The organism is Novosphingobium sp. BL-S-34, assembly GCF_056857015.1.
The window spans coordinates 2,057,501-2,075,756 of the sequence record NZ_CM166473.1 but is presented as its reverse complement, the minus strand read 5'-3'; the positions used below and the strand labels follow the sequence as shown (position 1 = coordinate 2,075,756).

The 18,256-nt window shown below is 67.1% G+C and carries 14 protein-coding genes, 1 pseudogene and 1 riboswitch (1 of these 16 only partly in view); of the genes and pseudogenes, 8 read left to right on the top strand and 7 right to left on the bottom strand.

Going from position 1 to position 18,256, the window contains the following annotated elements; translation table 11 throughout:
* Nucleotides 1-50 precede the first annotated feature (50 nt).
* The 3 genes from AC1VV3_RS22785 (at nt 51) to AC1VV3_RS22775 (ending at nt 6,376) form a co-directional block, all read left to right on the top strand.
* Nucleotides 51-2,141 carry an AsmA family protein gene (locus AC1VV3_RS22785; protein WP_482962593.1) on the top strand — a complete coding sequence of 697 codons (2,091 nt, stop codon included), beginning with the start codon at nt 51-53 and terminating at the stop codon, nt 2,139-2,141.
* Between the two features lie 148 nt (nt 2,142-2,289).
* Nucleotides 2,290-2,531: riboswitch (cobalamin riboswitch) on the top strand.
* Between the two features lie 199 nt (nt 2,532-2,730).
* A complete protein-coding gene (locus tag AC1VV3_RS22780; RefSeq protein ID WP_482962592.1) occupies nt 2,731-4,788 on the top strand; it encodes a TonB-dependent receptor plug domain-containing protein in 2,058 nt (685 codons plus the stop codon).
* A 4-nt stretch (nt 4,789-4,792) separates the two neighbouring features.
* Nucleotides 4,793-6,376, top strand: coding sequence for a PepSY domain-containing protein (locus tag AC1VV3_RS22775; RefSeq protein ID WP_482962591.1), 1,584 nt, complete (start codon nt 4,793-4,795; stop codon nt 6,374-6,376).
* On the opposite strand, the gene AC1VV3_RS22770 is transcribed toward AC1VV3_RS22775, so the two are convergent.
* Entirely contained in the window at nt 6,342-7,340 is a 999-nt protein-coding gene (locus AC1VV3_RS22770; protein ID WP_482962590.1) for an MBL fold metallo-hydrolase, read from the bottom strand. The genes AC1VV3_RS22775 and AC1VV3_RS22770 overlap by 35 nt on opposite strands.
* A 201-nt stretch (nt 7,341-7,541) precedes the next feature.
* Here AC1VV3_RS22770 and AC1VV3_RS22765 point away from each other — a divergent pair, with 201 nt between their 5' ends.
* Both AC1VV3_RS22765 and AC1VV3_RS22760 read left to right on the top strand, forming a co-directional pair.
* Nucleotides 7,542-9,764, top strand: coding sequence for a TonB-dependent receptor (locus tag AC1VV3_RS22765; RefSeq protein ID WP_482962589.1), 2,223 nt, complete (start codon nt 7,542-7,544; stop codon nt 9,762-9,764).
* 97 nt (nt 9,765-9,861) lie between these two features.
* Nucleotides 9,862-10,482 carry a TetR/AcrR family transcriptional regulator gene (locus AC1VV3_RS22760; protein ID WP_482962588.1) on the top strand — a complete coding sequence of 207 codons (621 nt, stop codon included), beginning with the start codon at nt 9,862-9,864 and terminating at the stop codon, nt 10,480-10,482.
* A 36-nt stretch (nt 10,483-10,518) separates the two neighbouring features.
* Here AC1VV3_RS22760 and AC1VV3_RS22755 read toward each other — a convergent pair whose 3' ends face one another.
* Nucleotides 10,519-10,881 carry a PRC-barrel domain-containing protein gene (locus AC1VV3_RS22755; RefSeq protein ID WP_482962587.1) on the bottom strand — a complete coding sequence of 121 codons (363 nt, stop codon included), beginning with the start codon at nt 10,879-10,881 and terminating at the stop codon, nt 10,519-10,521.
* A gap of 458 nt (nt 10,882-11,339) precedes the next feature.
* On the opposite strand from AC1VV3_RS22755, the gene AC1VV3_RS22750 reads away from it, so the two are divergent.
* On the top strand, nt 11,340-13,292 hold the full coding sequence (locus AC1VV3_RS22750; protein WP_482962586.1) for a glycoside hydrolase family 84 protein: 1,953 nt from the start codon (nt 11,340-11,342) through the stop codon (nt 13,290-13,292).
* A 38-nt stretch (nt 13,293-13,330) separates the two neighbouring features.
* Here AC1VV3_RS22750 and AC1VV3_RS22745 read toward each other — a convergent pair whose 3' ends face one another.
* On the bottom strand, nt 13,331-14,140 hold the full coding sequence (locus AC1VV3_RS22745) for an AraC family transcriptional regulator (RefSeq protein WP_431567877.1): 810 nt from the start codon (nt 14,138-14,140) through the stop codon (nt 13,331-13,333).
* A 143-nt stretch (nt 14,141-14,283) separates the two neighbouring features.
* Here AC1VV3_RS22745 and AC1VV3_RS22740 point away from each other — a divergent pair, with 143 nt between their 5' ends.
* Together AC1VV3_RS22740 and AC1VV3_RS22735 are read left to right on the top strand one after the other, a co-directional pair.
* A complete protein-coding gene (locus AC1VV3_RS22740) occupies nt 14,284-14,979 on the top strand; it encodes an O-methyltransferase (RefSeq protein WP_482962585.1) in 696 nt (231 codons plus the stop codon).
* Nucleotides 14,979-15,725 carry a siderophore-interacting protein gene (locus AC1VV3_RS22735; RefSeq protein ID WP_482962584.1) on the top strand — a complete coding sequence of 249 codons (747 nt, stop codon included), beginning with the start codon at nt 14,979-14,981 and terminating at the stop codon, nt 15,723-15,725. The genes AC1VV3_RS22740 and AC1VV3_RS22735 overlap by 1 nt, the downstream gene beginning before the upstream one ends.
* Nucleotides 15,726-15,783: 58 nt before the next feature.
* Here the strand turns inward: AC1VV3_RS22735 and AC1VV3_RS22730 are convergent, their stop codons facing one another.
* The 4 genes and pseudogenes from AC1VV3_RS22730 to AC1VV3_RS22715 all read right to left on the bottom strand — a co-directional run.
* Nucleotides 15,784-15,984: a tautomerase family protein gene (locus AC1VV3_RS22730; RefSeq protein ID WP_482962583.1), complete on the bottom strand. Its 201-nt coding sequence runs from the start codon at nt 15,982-15,984 to the stop codon at nt 15,784-15,786.
* Between the two features lie 27 nt (nt 15,985-16,011).
* Nucleotides 16,012-16,422, bottom strand: coding sequence for a (R)-mandelonitrile lyase (locus AC1VV3_RS22725; RefSeq protein WP_431567881.1), 411 nt, complete (start codon nt 16,420-16,422; stop codon nt 16,012-16,014).
* 452 nt (nt 16,423-16,874) lie between these two features.
* Entirely contained in the window at nt 16,875-17,813 is a 939-nt protein-coding gene (locus AC1VV3_RS22720) for a magnesium transporter CorA family protein (RefSeq protein WP_431567882.1), read from the bottom strand.
* A gap of 259 nt (nt 17,814-18,072) precedes the next feature.
* Nucleotides 18,073-18,256, bottom strand: a pseudogene (locus AC1VV3_RS22715) (IS3 family transposase) (its annotated part continues 140 nt past the right edge of the window); the annotation flags it as partial.

The following is an 18,256-nucleotide window of genomic DNA, read 5'->3' as shown; positions in this document are numbered from 1 at the left end:
GACTTGCGCCTTGCCGGGAAACCAAACGGCCCGTCGGCGCTTAGGCCCACATGGATGCAGCGGCGCAGATCGATGTGCAGGACCATGCACGGGAAGAGACGGGGCATCGCCCCCCGGGCAAGCGGCCGGATCGCACCCGTCTGCTGCGCATCCTGCGCAATGTGCTGATCGCGATCGTCGCGCTGGTATTCGCGGCCTGGCTGGTCCTCTTCATCACCAAGGGCCGGTTCCTGAAGCACCCCTTCGAACGCATCGCCAGCTCGGCCGCCGGGCGGCAGGTGCGGGTGGGCGGAGACTTCCAGCTCTTCTTCGCACCGCTGCGCATCAAGTTCCTGGCCGATGGCCTGAGCGTCTCCAACCCGGAATGGGCGGGCCGCCCGCAGATGTTCGCCGCCCGCCATATCGAGGCGCGGATCGCCCCGCTTTCCTTGCTGTTCGGCCGTCGCCACGTGCATACGCTGGACCTTCAGGGCGGCGCCGTGGACCTCGAATGGGACAAGGCCCATGGCCGCAACAGCTGGACTTTCGGCAGCGGCGGCGGGGGCAAGCCCTTCGAGTTCCCCCGGATCGACCGCGCCACCATATCGGACACCCGCGTCCGCTATCTCGACCCGCAGATGCCGCTGCTTGCCAATCTCGTGGTCGATCCCGTCACTTCCACCGATGCGAAGATCGGCAAGGCTGTCTCGCTGCGCGGCGACGGCACCTTGCGCAGCACCCCGTTCCGCGTGAGCGCCCGGCTGCTCTCCCCCGACGCCACCGTCAATCGCGGCAGCAACGCGCTGGAACTCACGGCCTGGGCGGCGAACAACCAGGTCGACGTCTCGGGCACCCTCCCCTCCATCGCCGATTTCGAGGACGTGCCGCTCAAGGTCCGCGCCCGCGGGCGCGACTTGTCCGAACTGCTGGGCATCATCGACGTCGCCATTCCCCAGACCCGCCGCTACGCACTGAAAGCGCAGCTGGTGAAGGACGGGGAGACCTATCGCTTCACCGGCATGACCGGCACGTTCGGCCAGTCCGACCTTTCGGGCAAGCTGACGGTGACCAATGCCGAGCGGCTGCGGCTGGATGCCGTGCTGGCGACCAGGCGGCTGGACATCGTCGATGCCGCGCCGTTCATCGGCTACAACCCGGACATCGTGGCATCGAAAGGCGCCGTGGCCGCAGCCGCCGCCACCGGGGCGGGCGCCCAGCGCGTCCTGCCGGACGCCGCCCTGCCGGTGGAGACGATGCAGCGCTTCGACGCCGGGCTGGACTGGAAGGTCGGCGTGGTCCGCTCACGCAATGTGCCGGTGCAGAACATCGCCCTGAAGCTCTCGCTCGACCGGGGACGACTGGCCCTGTCGCCGCTGACATTCTCGATGGCGCGCGGCGATGTCGCCTCGGACCTGGTGTTCGACACGCGTCAGCGCCCCTCGGCCGTAAGCTACGACATTCGCCTCAAGTCCACGCCGATGGGCCGTCTGCTGGCCGGCTACGGCGTGGTGGAATCAGGCACGACCGGCACGATCGGCGGCCGCATCAAGCTGGAAGGCCGCGGCGACACGATCCACGATTCGCTCGCTTCGGCATCGGGCCGGATCGCCTTCATCATGCCCCGCGGTACGTTCTGGACGCGCAACGTGCAGCTGGCCGAGCTGGACCTCGGCACGTTCGCCTCCAAGATGTTCGAGGGCAAGCTGAAGAAGCCCGTTCAGCTCAACTGCGGCCTGGTGGCCTTCACGGTGCGAGGCGGCACGGCGGCGGCCGACCCGATCCTGATCGACACGTCGAAGAACGTCATCACCGGGCGCGGCGGCTTCAGCTTCGACACCGAGGCGCTCGACATGGGATTCCGCGCGGATGGCAAGAAGTTCAGCCTGTTTTCCGGGCAGTCGCCCGTCGGCATCGGCGGCCGCTTCGCCAATCCCTCCCTCCAAGTGATCAGCCCGCAATTGCTCGGCCGCGCCGGAGTGGGTCTTGGACTGGCCGTGGCGGCGACGCCGGTGGCGGGGCTACTCGCCTTTGTGGACGTGGGGGATGCCAAGTCCGCCGCCTGCGGCCCGGTGCTGTCGGGCGCCAATGCGCAGTCCCAGCGCACCGCCAAGGGCAAGCCGCGCGACGACGTCGGCTCCGGCCGTCCCGACAAGAACGACTGAGTTTCCTCCGCCGCGATAGCTCCGGCCGGAACGGACGTGAACCGGAACGGGCGCGCTCCGGCCGGCTTCGCCCACACGAACACATCCCGCTTGCACAGGGCGCACGCCCCGGCTAGCTCATCGCGTCCGCCATTTCCGCAAGGATGGCGGGCAATGATCGCGCTGGTGCCTCGAAAGAGGCTTAATAGGGAACACGGTGAGAGAGGCTTCCTCTTGAAACCGAGGCTGTCCCTGCAACTGTAAGCGGTGAGCGCGATGCACATCACGCGGCCGGGCAATGCCCCCTGCCGCAGCCACTGGGCCGGACGCTAAATCCTGCGAGGCCTGGGAAGGCCGTGCATCGAGCGATGACCCGTGAGCCAGGAGACCTGCCAGCGTACGGTCGCTCTTGCTTTGGTCCAGGGGATGGCCGGGGCACGGTGATTTTTCCGTCTGAGCGACGAACCAGCGGCAAGGGCCGCACGGTGCGCTGAGCGGTCGTCCCGAATCCGGGCGCCCGGCCGGTCGACGCGCCGGTCGTTCGCGGGCCTGGGTTCGCGAGCGGCAGACCCTTGCCAAAAGCTCGCTTGGCGCCCGGCAGGGGAATGAAATGAAGATCGCAACCGTTTCGCACGCGGCGCTTGCCGCGGTGCTGACTCTCGCCTGCGCCGCGCAGGCCCGGGCCGCGGATGGCGGGAAGGTCGAAGGCCGGAAGGTCGAAGGCCGGGAGGCCGATGCCGCAGAGGCGGATGGCCCTTCGATCGTCGTCACCGGACAGAGCCTGGAAGAGACGCTGCCGCAGGAACTCTCCCGCTACGGCAACGACGTCGTCACCGTCGATGAACGGCAGATCCGCAACAGCGGCGCGGTGGACGTGACCAAGGCGCTGGACCAGGTACCGGGCCTCTACGTGCGCGGCCGCAATGGCCCGTTCACTTACGTAGACGTCTCGCTGCAGGGTTCGCGCACGCAGGACGTGCTCTGGACGATGGACGGCATCCGCCTCAACAACCGCCTGTACGGCAGCACCTCGCCCAACGACACGCTGCCCGCCAGCATGATCGAGCGGATCGAGGTCCTGCGCGGCGGAGAGAGCTTGTTCTACGGCACCCAGGCTTCGGCCGGAGTGATCAACGTGGTGACGCGCAGCTTTTCCGACGATCCGGGCGGCCAGGTCAATGCCTCGGTCGACAGCTGGGGCGGCACGACCCTGGACGGCTATGCGCGCGGCGCCCTGGGCGACCACCGCTTCGTGGCTTATGCCTCGCACAATCGCTCGGAAGGCTACCTGCCCTACAGCGCCTATCAGCCCAGCCTCACCGACCGGCACCTCGGCTACGACTTGTGGTCGGCCGGGCTCAAGTACCAGTACGGGCTGGCGCCGGATCTCGCGCTCAACGCGCAGTACCAGCATACCGAGGCGAAGCTCGACAACCTTGCCCCCACCCGCATTCGCGAGAGCCGCAATGACCGGAACGAGGAAGTGGCCAGCCTGCGGCTCGACTACACCGGCAGCGACACTGTGCAGTTCTTCCTGAAAGGCTATTTCCACGACTGGAAGACCGCCTACATCCAGATCCGCAATTCGCTGCCCGACCATCAGCCCCAGGTGATCTACCCCGCCGGCACCTTCTGGGGCTACCGCGACTGGGGCGGCAGCGCGGTGATGAAGCTGCATCTGCACCCCGGCCTGGAATACCTGCTGGGCTACGACTTCCAGAACTTCAGCGGCCGGGACGACGTGCTGCTGATCGCGCCGACCAGCGAGCAGGTCCACGCCGGGATCCTGCAGCTTCGCACCACCGACGAGATCTCGTCGAAGGGCCGCCTGGCGGCGGGCCTGCGCTACAATCGCACGGACGGCGCGCGCAAGACGATCTGGAACGTCTCGGGCCGCTACGACTTTGCCGAGGCGCTCTATCTGGAAGCCAATGGCGGCACGGCCTTCGTGCTGCCCGACGCCTCTCAGCTCTACGGCAACGACCCTTGCTGCGAGGTGGGCAATCCGAACCTCAGGGCCGAGCAGAGCCTTTCGCTCAACCTCTCGGCAGGCGGCATCCTGCCGCTGGGCGCGGCCTCGCTGGGCTGGAAAGGGACGTATTTCGACCGGCGCATCACGGACATGATCGACAGCGTCTACGACGATCCCGCCTTCCCCGGCGGCACTTACGCCAATCTCGACGGCAAGGTCCGCTCGCAAGGCGCGGAGCTGGAACTCGACGCGCGCTGGCCGGGCGGCTGGGGCATCTCGGCCAGCTACACATATGCCCGCGTGCGCGAAAAGGGCGCATCGACGCAGCTGGACCGCAACCCCAAGCAATATGCCAAGGCCGCCTTCTCCTATGCGCCCGAAGACCAGCCCTTCGGCGCGAGCCTCAACGCCAGCTGGATCGGCGATGTCTGGTCGACCGCATCCGGCGCGGGGCGGCGGAACTACGGCAACTACGCCCTGCTCGATGTCGGCGCTTATCTTTACGTCGACGGGGCGGCGCGGCGGAACCGCTTCGGCGTCAATATCGAGAACCTGCTCGACCGGGAATATGCCACGCGCGGCTACCTTTCGGCCGCGACCGACCAGGGCGTGCTCGATGGCAGCAACAGCCGCTTCCTCTATTTCAACCGGGGCGTGCCGCGCACGCTGCGGATGCAATACGGCCTGAGTTTCTGACGCCGTGGTCGCGCTCCAGCCTTCCAAGGCGCCCGGTAGCCTGCTGCCCCGCAGCTTGCTGCCGCGCCCCGTCCTCGTCCTTCATCGCTGGCTCGGCGTCTTCGTCGGGCTGCTGATGACACTCTGGTGCCTGTCGGGCTTCGTGATGATCTACGTGGACTATCCGAGGCTGGAGCCGGCAGCGCAGTTGCAGGGCCTGGCGCCGCTGCAACTGCCGCCCGGTCCGGTCTGGAACGATGCCGCGTGGGAAGAGGCAGGCCTCGCGCCAGACCTGCCGATCGCCTCTGCGCGCGTCGAGATGATGGCCGGCCGCCCGGTCCTGCGGATCGTTTCCGCGGCCACCGGCGACCGCCCCATCGCGCAGATGCAGGCCATGCCCGAAACCATCGACCTGGCCACGGGGCGGAAGCTGGCCCCGCCCGGGCGCGCCGACCTCGCCAGGATCGCGGCGGACTACGCCCGCGGCCATGCGATCGGCGGCGCAGCGCCCGCTCTGTCCGAAACCGGCATCGACCAGTGGACGGTGCAGACCTACCGGCGGAGCGCCCCGCTCTACCGCGCCGACTATGCCGATCCCGCCGGGACCGTGATCTACATCTCCGGCCGTTCGGGCGAGGTGGTGCAGGAGACCACTCGTTTCCAGCGCTTCTGGGGCTGGCTGGGCGCCGTGCCGCACTGGCTCTACCCCACGATCCTGCGGGAGGACGCCGCACTTTGGAACCAGGTCGTGGTCTGGACCTCGCTTGCCGGCTGCTTCCTCACCGGCACCGGCATCTGGGCCGGTATCGCGCGGCTGCGGCGCAGGCGGGACGGGACTCTCGGCTCGCCCTACAAGGGCCTGTGGTGGTGGCACCATGTCTTTGGGCTGTTCTTCGGCTTGCTGACCCTGAGCTGGGTCGCGAGCGGCCTGTTTTCGATGAACCCCTGGGGCTTCCTCGATTCCGCGGCCGGCCCTGCCGAAGCCGGGCGGCTGGCCGGGCCGATGCACTGGCGCGATGTGCGCCAGGCGCTCTCCGCGCTCGGCGACCTGCCGCGCGGCGCGCGCCGGGTGGTGACCGCCCCGCTCGGCGGGCGCACTTTCCTGCTGGTATCGGGCCTGCCCATATCGGACGGCGAAGTTTCGTCGCAGCGCTTCGACGCTGCCGGAAAGCCCGCTCTCTTCGGCGAGGACGCGCTGCGCACCGCGCTGTCGGGCAGGCCCTCGCTCGCCTCGCTCGAACTCCTGGAGGAAGAGGACGCCTACTACTATGGCCGCCGTTCCCCCGCGGCGCTTCCGGTCTGGCGCGCCGTTCTGGCCGATGCCGAGGCGACCCGCCTCTACATCGATCCGTTGAGCGGCCGGCTCCTGCGCGCTGTCGACCGTAACGGGCGTGGGTTCCGCTGGCTGCAGGACGGCCTGCACCGGCTGGACCTGCCGCTGCTGCGCCGGCGCCCGTGGTGGGATCTGGTGGTCCTGCCGCTGCTGGCCGCCGTCACGTTCGTCTGCGGCACCGGCACATGGATGGCCTGGAACAAGGTGCGCCGCGACGTACGGCGCCTCCTCAGGATGGGGCTCAGAACGCCAGCGCGGCGCCCTGTTCGGCGATGACGTAGCGGACGGGCGGGCCGTCACCCTCGGCCAGCTGGCGGGCGATGGTCGCGGCGATCGCGGGGTCCCCGTCGACCGAGGGCTTGATATGGCCGATCACCACGGGCAGCCCCTTCAACGCCCCCGTCCCGCCCGACAGCTGCGCCAGCCGCGCCAGTTCGCGGTGCAGCCAGCGCGGGGTGAGGTGGCCGAACAGCTCGGCGTCCTTGCGCGGGTCGGGATAGGACGTCTCGACGATGATCGCGCGCAGATGCCCGGCGCGTACCAGCGGCGCCAAGGCCTGCCAGAGCGCGTCGAGCCGGGTCGAATGCTCGACGGCATCGGGGCCGGTGTCCCCCATGCAGAGCAGCGCCTGCTCCCCTGCGCGGATGAGGAAGGCAGTGGACAGGGCGCCGCCGTGCGAAAGCGGAAATGCGGTGACGGTCAGGCCCGTCGCCGCGACCGGCACGGGCGCCGCGACGGGATCGAGATCCTGGTAATGATAGCGCGCCAGCAAGGGTGGCCGCCCGCGGTCGCCCATGTTTGGCCACGCGCTCCAGTTGAAGTAATCGGCCGCCAGCGCCGCATTCACCGCCGGCAGGGCCAGGATCGGCTTCGCGCTGTCGTCAGGCGAAACCATCACCAGGCCGGCGACATGGTCGAGATGCGGATGGGTGACGAGATAGGCGCCGATCCTACGGTGCAGCACGTCCCCGGCGCGGGTGCCGGCCGGAAATCCGCCCCTGGCGATGGCCACGCGGATGCCCGGAACCAGCGTGCCGGCATCGCAGGCGAGCCCCTGCTTCTGCCCCTTCCGGGCGATGTACCAGGCGGTCGTCGAACCTTCGACCACGCCGCCCGCCACGCCGAGCGGCACGACATCGAAAGCACGGGAATCGGCGCCGGCATCGGGTGACGCGCCCGCAGCCATCGTGAGTGCCGAGAAGGACAGACCGGCGGCCGCCGCGGAACCGTACCGTCGCAAAAATGTCATAATTTCAATAAACATATGACCGAGTTACGATTTCTTGTGGATGCACGGAAGAAATTTATCGGAAATGTCACAATCGGGGGCTAAGGGCCGCGCTTCAAGGAAGAACGCCGGTGCGACCCCTGTCCGCCAGACCACAAGGTCTCGCGGGCGCGGCGGCTCGTCAGCTACCGGCCGCGCGCAAGGGGTGCAACGATGAAGACGAAGACTTACTGGCTGGCCAGCGTGCCGGCACTTCTGGCCGGCGCGACGCCTGCTCTGGCCCAGACCGCGCCGGACACCCTCGACGCTTCCGCCGACATCGTCGTCACCGCCCAGCGCCGCCCCGAAAACATCCGCGACGTGCCGATCGCCGTCTCGGTCCTCTCCGGAGACAAGATCAGCGCCATCGCCGAAGGCGGCGGCGACATTCTTTCGCTGGCCGGCCGCACGCCCAGCCTTTACGTCGAAAGCTCGAATGGCCGCTACGCCCCGCGCCTCTACATTCGCGGCCTTGGCAACGTGGACTTCGACTTCAACGCCTCCCAGCCGGTCTCAGTCGTGCTCGACGACGTGGTGCTGGAGAACGTCTACCTCAAGGGCTTCCCGATCTTCGACCTCGACAGCGTGGAAGTGCTCAAGGGCCCGCAAGGCACGCTGTTCGGCCGCAACACCCCGGCCGGCGTCGTCAAGATGGACACCCGCCGCCCCGGCGACCATGACGAAGGCCAGGCGCAGTTCACCGTGGGCGAACTCGGAACGATCCGCGCCGAAGTGGGCGCGACCATCCCGGTTTCGAGCACCCTGTCGCTGCGCGTCGCCGGCCTTGCCAACCACCGCGAGGACTGGGTGAACAACGCCTATGACGCCTCCTTCACCAAGCCCGGCAAGGACCTTGGCGGCTTCGACGACATCGCCGGCCGCATCCACGCCCTGTGGAAGCCGGACGACCGCCTTTCGGTGCTGCTGACGCTCCAGGCCCGTTCCTATCGCGGCACCGGCACGCTCAACCGCGCCAACGTGCTGACCACTGGCTCGAACAAGCTCAACGACCGCTACGACCGCGACACCGTCTATTACGACGGCGGCCGCAACAACCCGCAGGCGCAGGACACCACCTCCGAGGCGCTGCATGTCGACTATGACCTCGGCGGCGCGACGCTGACCGCCATCGTCTCGGCCTATCAGGGCAGCAGCTCGGGCCGCGGCGACATCGACGGCGGCGTGCTCGGCACCACGGCAGGCAGCGGCACCATTCCGTTCAACTCGGAAACCGGCACCCTTTCCAGCGACCTCGACCAGCAGACATACGAAGTCCGCCTCGCCAGCAATGGCGATACCCGCTTCGGCTGGCAGGTCGGCGCGTTCTACTGGCGCGAGAAGTTCGAGCTGATCTCGGCTTCGTGGAACGGCACCGGCGGCATTAATCCCACGGTGATCTCCGAACTGCGCCAGAAGAGCGACAGCTGGTCGGTCTTCGGGCAGGTCCACTACGACGTGACCGACAGCCTGCGCCTGACCGGCGGCGCCCGCTGGACCCGCGACCAGCGCGACCTCGACGCCGCCCGCACCCTCGGCGCGCCTTTCGCGGATTCGCGCCATGTGGGCGACAAGCAGCCGAGCTGGGACGTCAGCGCGCTCTATAAAGTCAGCCCGCAGGTCAGCCTGTTCGGCCGCATCGCCCACGGCTATCGCGGTCCTTCGATCCAGGGCCGCATCGCCACCTCGAACATCCTGACGACGGCGGATTCGGAAACGATCACGTCCTATGAAGCCGGCATCAAGGCGGCCACGCCCGACAACCGCTTCCGCGTGGATCTGACCGGCTATATCTACGACCTGAAGGACCCGCAGTTCACCGCCATCGGCGGCCAGGGCAACTTCAACCAGCTCATCAACGCCAAGCGCGGCAAGGGCCGGGGCGTCGAATTCGAAGCCACCGCCAACCCGGTTCGCGGCCTCCAGTTCAACGGCGGCGTTTCCTACAACTTCACCAAGATCGACGACCCGGACCTGCTGGTCGCCTTCTGCGGTGCGGCCTGCACCGTGCGCGATCCCATCGTCAACGTCGGCACCACGCGCCGCGCCTCGATCAACGGCAATCCCTTCCCGCAGGCGCCGCGCTGGCTGTTCAACTTCAACGCCTCGTACACTTACGAGCTGGCGAGCGGCAGCAAGCTCTACGCCCAGACCGACTGGGTGGCGCAGAAGGACTTCAACCTGTTCCTTTACGACGCCACCGAATTCCACGTCGGCACGAACTTCGAAGGCGGTGCGCGCATCGGCTGGCGTTCGCCCTCCGACGCGGTGGACGTCTTCGTGTTCGGCCGCAACATCACCAACGAGTCGAACGTGATCGGCGCGATCGATTTCAACAACCTGACCGCCTTCGTGAACGACCCCCGCGTCCTGGGCGCCGGCGTCAACTTCCGCTTCTGACGATACCCGGCGGCCCTCTGCGGAGGGCCGCCGGATCGCGCGGCCGAAGGCATATTCAACGCTGTTCATTTTAACGGCATTTGTTACATTGCCGCGCATGGGCAGACGATCGGACCATAGCCGCAAGGAACTGGAACAGATGCTGATCGTCGAGGGGCACAAGCACCTCGCGGAAGTCGGCTTCGCGCGCTTTTCCGCAAGGGAAGTGGCCAAGCGGATCGGCTATTCGATCGGCACGCTCTACAACGTCTTCGGCACGTACGATCAGCTGCTGATCGCCATCAACACGCGGACCTTCGTGATCTGGACGGACTACATCCGGCAGGCCCTGGCCAGTGGCGCAGAGGACCGCATCCGCGTGCTGGTGGAAGCCTACTTCGGCTTCGCCCGCGCCAATCGCAATGCTTGGCTGGCGATCTACGACCATCATCTTCCGCCCGACGTCACGATCCCGCCCGAACAGGACGTTCTGCGCGGCGGCCTGACCGAAATGGTGGTGGACGAAGTGCGCGCCGTGCTGCCGCCTGCCTGCCAGACCGACGCCCCGCGCCTTGCCCGCTCGCTCGTGGCCACCGTCCACGGCCACTGCATGTTCGACCTCAACGGGTCCTTCGCGCTGATGGGCGAGCAGGAGCCCGCCGCTCTCGCCCTGGCCCGCGTGCGCGAAAGCCTGGCGGCAGCCCGCTCCAGCGATGGAACGGTGCTGCCGGCGGGGTGATCGAGCCGAACTTGCCCAGCCGAACCGGGGCGCCGCCTAAGCGATCGGCCTCGGTGCGGTCCCGTAATAGCTCGACACGCGGTCAGCATAGGCCTGGTTGAACTCCGGCGCGTTGTTGGCCCAGTTCGGCCCGCCTTCCAGCACACGCCGGTCGATCGCCACGATGTAGTCGTCGTCCGTGGCGTCATAAGCCAGGACGCTGAAGGGCACCGGGTAGAAGCTCTTGTTGAACCCCAGGAATCCGCCCAGGCTGAGCACCGCGTAAGTCGATTGACCCGAACGCTTGTCCACCATGAAGGCCTTGATGTGCCCCAGGTTGTCGCCATCGCGCGAACGCACCTTGAGCCCGGTGGTTTCCGCCTCGACAAGCATAGGCGCGACTGCGGGGATTTCGGTCATGAATGTCTCCTTGTTTCGCCGCGAGTGCGTGCGGTCGGGCCGGTCGGCACAGTCCGGCCGCGAACCCGCTTCAGGCTCCCATCGCGGGCTGCGCGGCGCTGACGTCCCTGAGCCATGAAGCGTTCCTCGAAAGCGGGAAGTCCGTTCTGAACGCGCGGTACACCGAGCCGTTCCATTGCTTTCCCTCCTACACCTGCGCGTGAGATGGCCTGCGGAGAGGCCAGCGATGAGCGGAACGGGTCCGATGCCACCGGAGCGGCGGGATCGCCCGGGTGCGGCGCGGGCCACCCTCGGATTGGACCTAGGTTGGCGTTATCGCATCGCGCACCTTACCTTGCGCAGCCTTAATGGGTTGCGGCCAACCGCCAAAGCGATTAGCCATCTCCGATAATACCACTATGATACCGGGGAGAATGGGGTTGATGCAAGGTAACGGCAGCGCGGTCGCACGCTCGTCCATGATCCTGATGGCTGCGGGACTGGCCCTTTCGGTGAGCCCCGTCCTGGCTGGCACGGTGACACGGCCTGTCGTGATCCCGGCCCCGACCTCGATCAAGCTGGCGGGCGGCGCCCTGGCCCTGGGCACTTCGGTCGTCCTGGTGACAGCGCCCGGGGTCGATCCCGAGACCGTCGTGCTGCTTCGCAAGGTTCTATCGGCCGCCGGCGTGGAAACCATCACCACGGCGCGCAAGCTCCCTTCGGTTTTCCAGCAGCCCTATATCGTGCTCGGGACGGGGGAGAACGCCCTCGTCCGCGATGCCTTGGCGCACACCGGTGCCTCGCTCGACACGCATGCCGAAGGCTATACGATCGCCAGCCGCCCGATCGGCGGCGGCGGCCTGATCGCGCTGGCCGGCCGCGATGGCGACGGACTGTTCCACGCCGTGCAGACTTTTCGCCAGATCGCCGCACAGCCCGCCCTGCCCGCGCTCGTCATCCAGGACCATCCGGCAATGCCCATCCGCGGCACGATCGAGGGGTTCTACGGCGCGCCCTGGACCATGGCGGACAGAACCAGGCATCTCGATTTCCTCGCCAGCGTAAAAGCGAACACTTACGTCTACAGCCCCAAGGACGATCCCTTTGCGCGCGACCGCTGGCGGGAGCCCTACCCGGCCGAGACCCTGGCCGCGCTGGGCAAGCTGGCCGCGGCGGCGCGGCGAAACCATGTGGACTTCGTCTACGCGATCTCCCCCGGACCGTCGGTCTGCTTCTCCGATCCGGCGGACCGCGAGGCGATGGAGCGAAAGCTCGATGCCCTGCGCACGATCGGCGTCCACAGTTTCTACGTGGCGCTCGACGATATCGAATACACCAAGTGGAATTGCGACCGGGACGCGGCTGCCTTCGGGCCTTCGGGGGCGGAAGCGGCCGGTGTCGCCCAGGCGGCGCTGCTTAACGCGGTCCAGGCGGACCTCCTGCGGAAGGACAAGGCATCGCGCCCACTGATCATGGTGCCGACCGAATATTACGATGCGAAGGAAAGCCCGTACAAGGCCGCCCTGCGCAAGCATCTCGATCCCCGGGTCGTGGTGCAGTGGACCGGCACGGACGTGGTGCCTCCCGCCATCTCGATCCCGGATGCCCGCGCCGCGACCAAGGCCTTCGGCCGCAAGACGCTGCTCTGGGACAACTACCCCGTGAACGACTACGCCACCACGACCGGACGCCTGCTGCTGGCCCCTTATGCCCGCCGCGAGGCCGGGCTGTCCGAGGAACTGACCGGCATCCTGTCGAACCCGATGAACCAGGAGGCGCCCAGCCGCGTCGCCGTGACCGGCGTTGCCGCCTTCGGGTGGAACGACAAGGACTACGACGCCGATCGCACCTGGCGCGCCGCTGCCCGCGAACTGGCCGGCGGCGACGCGCAGGCCGCGGCCGCACTCATGCTGTTCTTCGACACCCAGCACATGGCGCCGACGTTCGGCAGTCAGCCCTGGCAGGAGCAGGCGCCGGCCCTGAAAGCCGCGCTCGACCGGACGCGCGACGCCATCGCGCAGGGTGACGGTACCGCGCGCCGCCTCGCCATCGCGGAGCTGGGGCGCCGGGCCGATGAGATCGCCGGCGCGCCCGACATCATCCGCTCGGGCACCGTCGATCCCGGCTTCGCCGAACAATCCCGCCCCTGGCTGGATGCCATGGCCCTCTGGGGCCGCGCGCTTCAGCTGACCGCTGCCGGGCTCGACGCGGCGGATCGGGGCAGCGAGGCGGCCTCCCGTTACTTCGCCGGCGCCCAGCGCCTTGCCGCCGAAGCCGCTGCGATCCAGACCATTCCCGGCGCAACCCGGTTCGGCGGCCCGGTCAAGCTGGCCGACGGCGTCCTGGACCGGTTCATCGCCGATGCGCCGACCCTCATCGGGTCCGGGAAGCAGGACAGCGGTATGTCGGCAGAACGGCCCGTCGCCCCGTAAAGGGCATTGAAGACTTTCCCTCTACTCGATTTGCAGGCTCACCCGGCATGGCGCTCGGCCATGTACCGGGCGGGCGAAGTCCCCAGCGTCTTGCGGAACATCGTCACGAAGCTCGGCACGCTCTCGTAGCCCAGGTCGGCAGCGACCTGCTGGATGGTGGCGCCGCCGGCCAGCCATTTGATCGCCAGAACGACGCCCAACTGCCTGCGCCACTGCCCGAAGCTCATGCCGGTTTCGCGATGGACGATGCGCAGCATGGTCCGCTCGCTGAGCCCGGCGCACTTTGCCCAGCTCGCGACGGAGCCGCGATCCGAAGGCGCGGCGATCATCGCATCCATGATCCGGCGCAGGCGGCTGTCGCTGGGCATCGGCAGGTGGAGATCCTCCACGCGCGCCGTGGCAAGTTCGTCGAGGATGACCGAAACGAGCCGGGAATTGGCACCGCCCTCTTCGTAGAGATAATTGAGATGGGCAGCGCGCGCGAGCAGCTCGCGCAGCAGCGGCGTCACCGCCACGGCGCAGCTCGCCTTGGGCAGCGCACCGCTCAGGGCGGGATCGACGAAGGCGCAATATCCCTCCAGCGCGCCCGTGATCCGGAAGGAATGCAAGGCGCCGCCGGGAATCCAGATCGCGCTGCGCGGAGGCACGATCCAGAGACCGCCCTCGACCTCGCAACTGATCGCCCCCCGCAGGACCAACAGGATCTGACCCTTCCGATGCCGGTGAGGATCGAGTTCGAAGTCCTCGTCGTCCGTCATCGCCGCACCGAAGGCCACAATCGGCCGCGGGACGTCATCGGGCTCGACCCATTCCGTGACATCGGCGGGATTCAGAACCGGCACAGGCATGATCCCGGCTGCGAGGCCGCATTGGCGGTATTGAATAACAACATGGCAAGCCTTCGTAATGACGCCACCCGGCCGCGTCCTTATCCCAGACGGCAGGCACCGTCGAGGCGCCTTCGTCCTCGCCCATCCCTGAAGGAACAGCCGTGAACACTCTGGACAGCCCGCGCGTGGCCGCGCTTCTCGAACGACTGCATGAGACCGCCGAAGCATCGGATCGCGAACACCTTGCGATGATGATGGCCAAGCTGAACGCCCCCGGTGCCACGATCGAGGAGGTCGTCAGGGAGCACCTGGCCGCGGAACGGCAGGACTATCCGGCCATCTACCAGAGCTATGCCGGGAATTTCCTGGCGATATCGCCGGAATTCGGCCGCTTCCTCTATGCCCTCGTCCGCGCGACCGGAGCCCGGCGCATCGTGGAATTCGGGACCTCGATGGGCATTTCCACCCTCTATCTCGCGGCCGGCCTGCGCGACAATGGCGGCGGGATCGTCATCGGCACCGAACTAGAGCCCGGCAAAGTCGCGAAAGCCCTTGACCATCTGGCCGCAGCCGGTCTGGACGACCTCGTCGAGATCCGGGAAGGCGACGCCTTGCAAACGCTGCGCGACACGGGCGGCGAGATCGACCTGGCCCTCATCGATGGTGCCATGTCGCTGTACCTGCCGGTCCTCAAGCTGATCGAGCCCCGCTTGCGAACGGGCGCCGCGGTCATTGGCGAGAATGCCTTCGATCCTGCCTACCAGGCCTATATCCACGATCCGGCGAACGGCTATCTCTCGCAGCCGCTGCCGATCGGCGAGGGGCGCGGAAATGAATTCACGGTGAGGATCGCCTGATGGTGGAGGCCTACAGCGATCCCGCCGCGCCCGAACGGAAGCCGGGCCGCATCGGCAAGGCCTTGATCGGGCTGCTCATGAAGCGCGCCGCCATCGCCGCCAATATGCCGCTGGGCGAGCGCTTTCGCCTCGTCTCGCTGGAAGGTCCCGCGCTTCGGTCCACGCAATGGGCGCCCGGTCAGAAAGTGCAGATCGCCATGGATTCCGCCTTCGTCGCGCGCACCTACACGCCGATGGACTGGGATGCCGATAGCGGCCGAATGCAGTTCCTGGGTTTTGCTCATGGCAGTGCGCCGGGCAGCCATTGGCTCCGGGAGGCCCGCGAGGGCGACGAGTGCCACCTGTTCGGCCCCCGTCCCTCGCTCGACTTGCGCCCCTTCGACGGCCCGATCGCGTTCTTTGGTGACGAAACCTCCCTCGGACTGGCCTGCGCGGCGGCGTGGCACGATCCCCGGCGGATCGTCTCGGGATATTTCGAAGTCGATGACGAGACGGAGAGCGCCGCCGTGGCCGACCATCTGAGCATGGGCGCGGTGCACATCTTCCGACGATCGGCCAACGATGCCCACCTTGCGGACATGGAGGCGGCGCTTCCCGCGCTGGCAGGCGCGGGCCATGCCTTCGTCCTGACCGGCAAGGCCGGAACGGTGCAACGGCTGCGGCAGGCGCTGAAACGGCATGGCGTGCCGCCGGGCCGGATAAGGACCAAAGCCTATTGGGCACCCAGCAAAGTCGGGATGGATTGAGTGCGAGAGGCGCGAAGCCGGGCCATGAGCGCCGGCTTCGCGATACGCCGCGCACAACTCAGGCAGGTGGGCCGACATATCCCGGCTGCTTCGACAGGCTCGGCCATTTGCCGAGAATGTCGGGCTTCACAACCTGGTCTTCCCAGTCATCGGCAACAATCTCATCGAAGCCGATGGAAATCGCTCCCTCGCCGTAGCCGAGATGGCCCATCACGCCTTGGGCGATAAAGTCGGACAGGGCTCTGACTTGCCCGGCCACAGCTTCACGATGACATGCGGCATCGGCTCAATCCTTCGCCAATGGCGCTAAATACTGCTCGTCAGTCACTTTTTCCATCCAGGTGACGGGGGTGCCGTTGACCACTTCCTGCACGGCGATATGGGTCATGCCCTCATGCGGCGTGGCGCCGTGCCAGTGCTTGTGCTCAGCGGGACACCAAAGGATGTCGCCGGCATGGAATTCCAGCTTGGCGCCGCCCTCGATCTGCGTCCAGCCGATGCCCTCGGTCACGATCAGCGTCTGCCCGGCCGGATGGCTATGCCAGGCCGTGCGCGCGCCCGGCTCGAAGTGCACGATAGCCCCGGACACGCGCGAGGGATCCTCGCGCTGGAACTGGCCGGTAATCGTGACCTTGCCGGTGAAACAGGCCTCGGGGCCTTCGACGGTCTTCATGTCTGCCTTGCGGGTGATATCCATGGGGCGAGTGCCTTCCTGAGCTTGAGCGGTGCAAACGGGCGCCGAGAGAGCGGCCATCCGATCATGCCGACCGCCCTTTTCGACGTTGCTGATGGCCGGCCCGGACGCGCGAACCGCCGGCTCCTCATCTAGGCTTTCCGGGCCGCCGCCATTAGCCCCGCCTCCGGCAACGCACCGATGAACAGGCCTCAACAATGCGGCAGCCGGTGCCAAGCCTCTCCACGGCGGCGATGCCGCCGGGGCGCACGATTGTTGAACAGGGCCACACGGAGCATCGCCCAGCCTGGCCTCGGAAAAATCTCGACCGCTACCGCGATGCGCCGACAGGCCGAACGGTAACGGCGACGCCTTCAAGGGTGAACGTCTCGCCCTGCCGTGAAGGCCCTTTTCCGGGGCCGCAGTACCGAGCCCGGTGCTTTCGTGCAGCACGGTCCGGGTCGCCGTTCCTAGGCCTAGATCCAACCGCGCCACTTGAACCACAGATAGGGAATGACGGTCGACAGCACGCAGAGCGCCAGCGCGAAGGGGTAGCCCAGCGGCCAGTCCAGTTCGGGCATGAGCTTGAAATTCATGCCGTAGACGCCGACCACCATCACCGGCGGAATGCCGACGACCGAGGCCACCGTCAGCACTTTCACGACATCGTTTTGCTCGATGTTGATGAAGGCGGTAGCGGCATCCTGCTGGAGCTGGATACGCCCGCCCAGGCTGGTCTCGAATTCGTCCAGCGAATTGATGTCATGGCGGATCGATTCGAACCTTTCACGCAGGTTCTCGTCGAGCTTGGGCGTGCAGCGGTCCAGAACGAAGCTTATCATCCGGCCGATGCTCAGGAACGCGTAGCGCACGCGCGAGGCACGGTCGCTGGCCTGGCCCATATCGCGTATGATCTCCCGGATCTTTCGCGTTTCCTTGCGAAGGCCCGGTCGTGCCTCTTCCTCGAAGAACAGCGCCTGCGAAGCGCGGGAGAGAATTTCCGAAGCGTGCTCGAGATGGTCTGCCGCGCGGTCCACCACGTCCTCCAGCAGCGTGATCAATACGCTCGGGGGGGTCAGGTCCGCGCTGTCGCGCAGCTGGCCGGCGACGGCGTCAAACGGTGCAAGGTCGGAATAGTGGACCGTTACGAGCACGTCCGGCGTAAGAATGAAGCCCGTGGGCGCCAGCTTCCAGTGATTTGTCGTGGTGCCGGCGATCAGGGGCGCGGTCATGTAGAGGACATGGCCATCGACACGCAGACGGCTCGAAGTCTCGATTTCCCGAAGCGTGTCCAGGTCGGGGATACGTATGCCGTATCGTTTCTCGATCCGGGCCTTTTCGGCCTCGTCGGGCGACATCAGATCGATCCACGCGGCGCTGGCCTCCGTTTCGCTGCCAGGAAATGATCTCAGCACTTTGCTCTCCGCCCCGATATCGATTTCACCGTCCCGTCGTCCGGATCTCTTCCATGGCGATGTGACATGCGGCGGCTCCGAAGTCGATCCAGCGGTGCAGGAGAGGCGTGAAAATCGGATGTAAGGTTGCAAGGGTCGGGGCGGTGCTGCCTCTGCGCAAGCCGCCTCGAACGAAGCCTTGATCCCGGCGGCCTTTGCGAAATTGGATAAGTTCGGTCAGGGTCCGAAGGTTGAGCCGCGGCATGAGGTGAGTGTGATGCACCGGTGTATCACTGCCACGCGCCCGTTTTCGACCGCGACGGCAGCGGACCGACAGACCTTCCCCCGGTACAGCCGGGAGAGTTTCTTGTGGTTCATCATCAATCCCGAGCGTTCGAGCATGATGCCGATCTGGCGACAGCCCAAGCGTCGCCGCTTGCCGGCGACTTCACGGATGGTGGCCC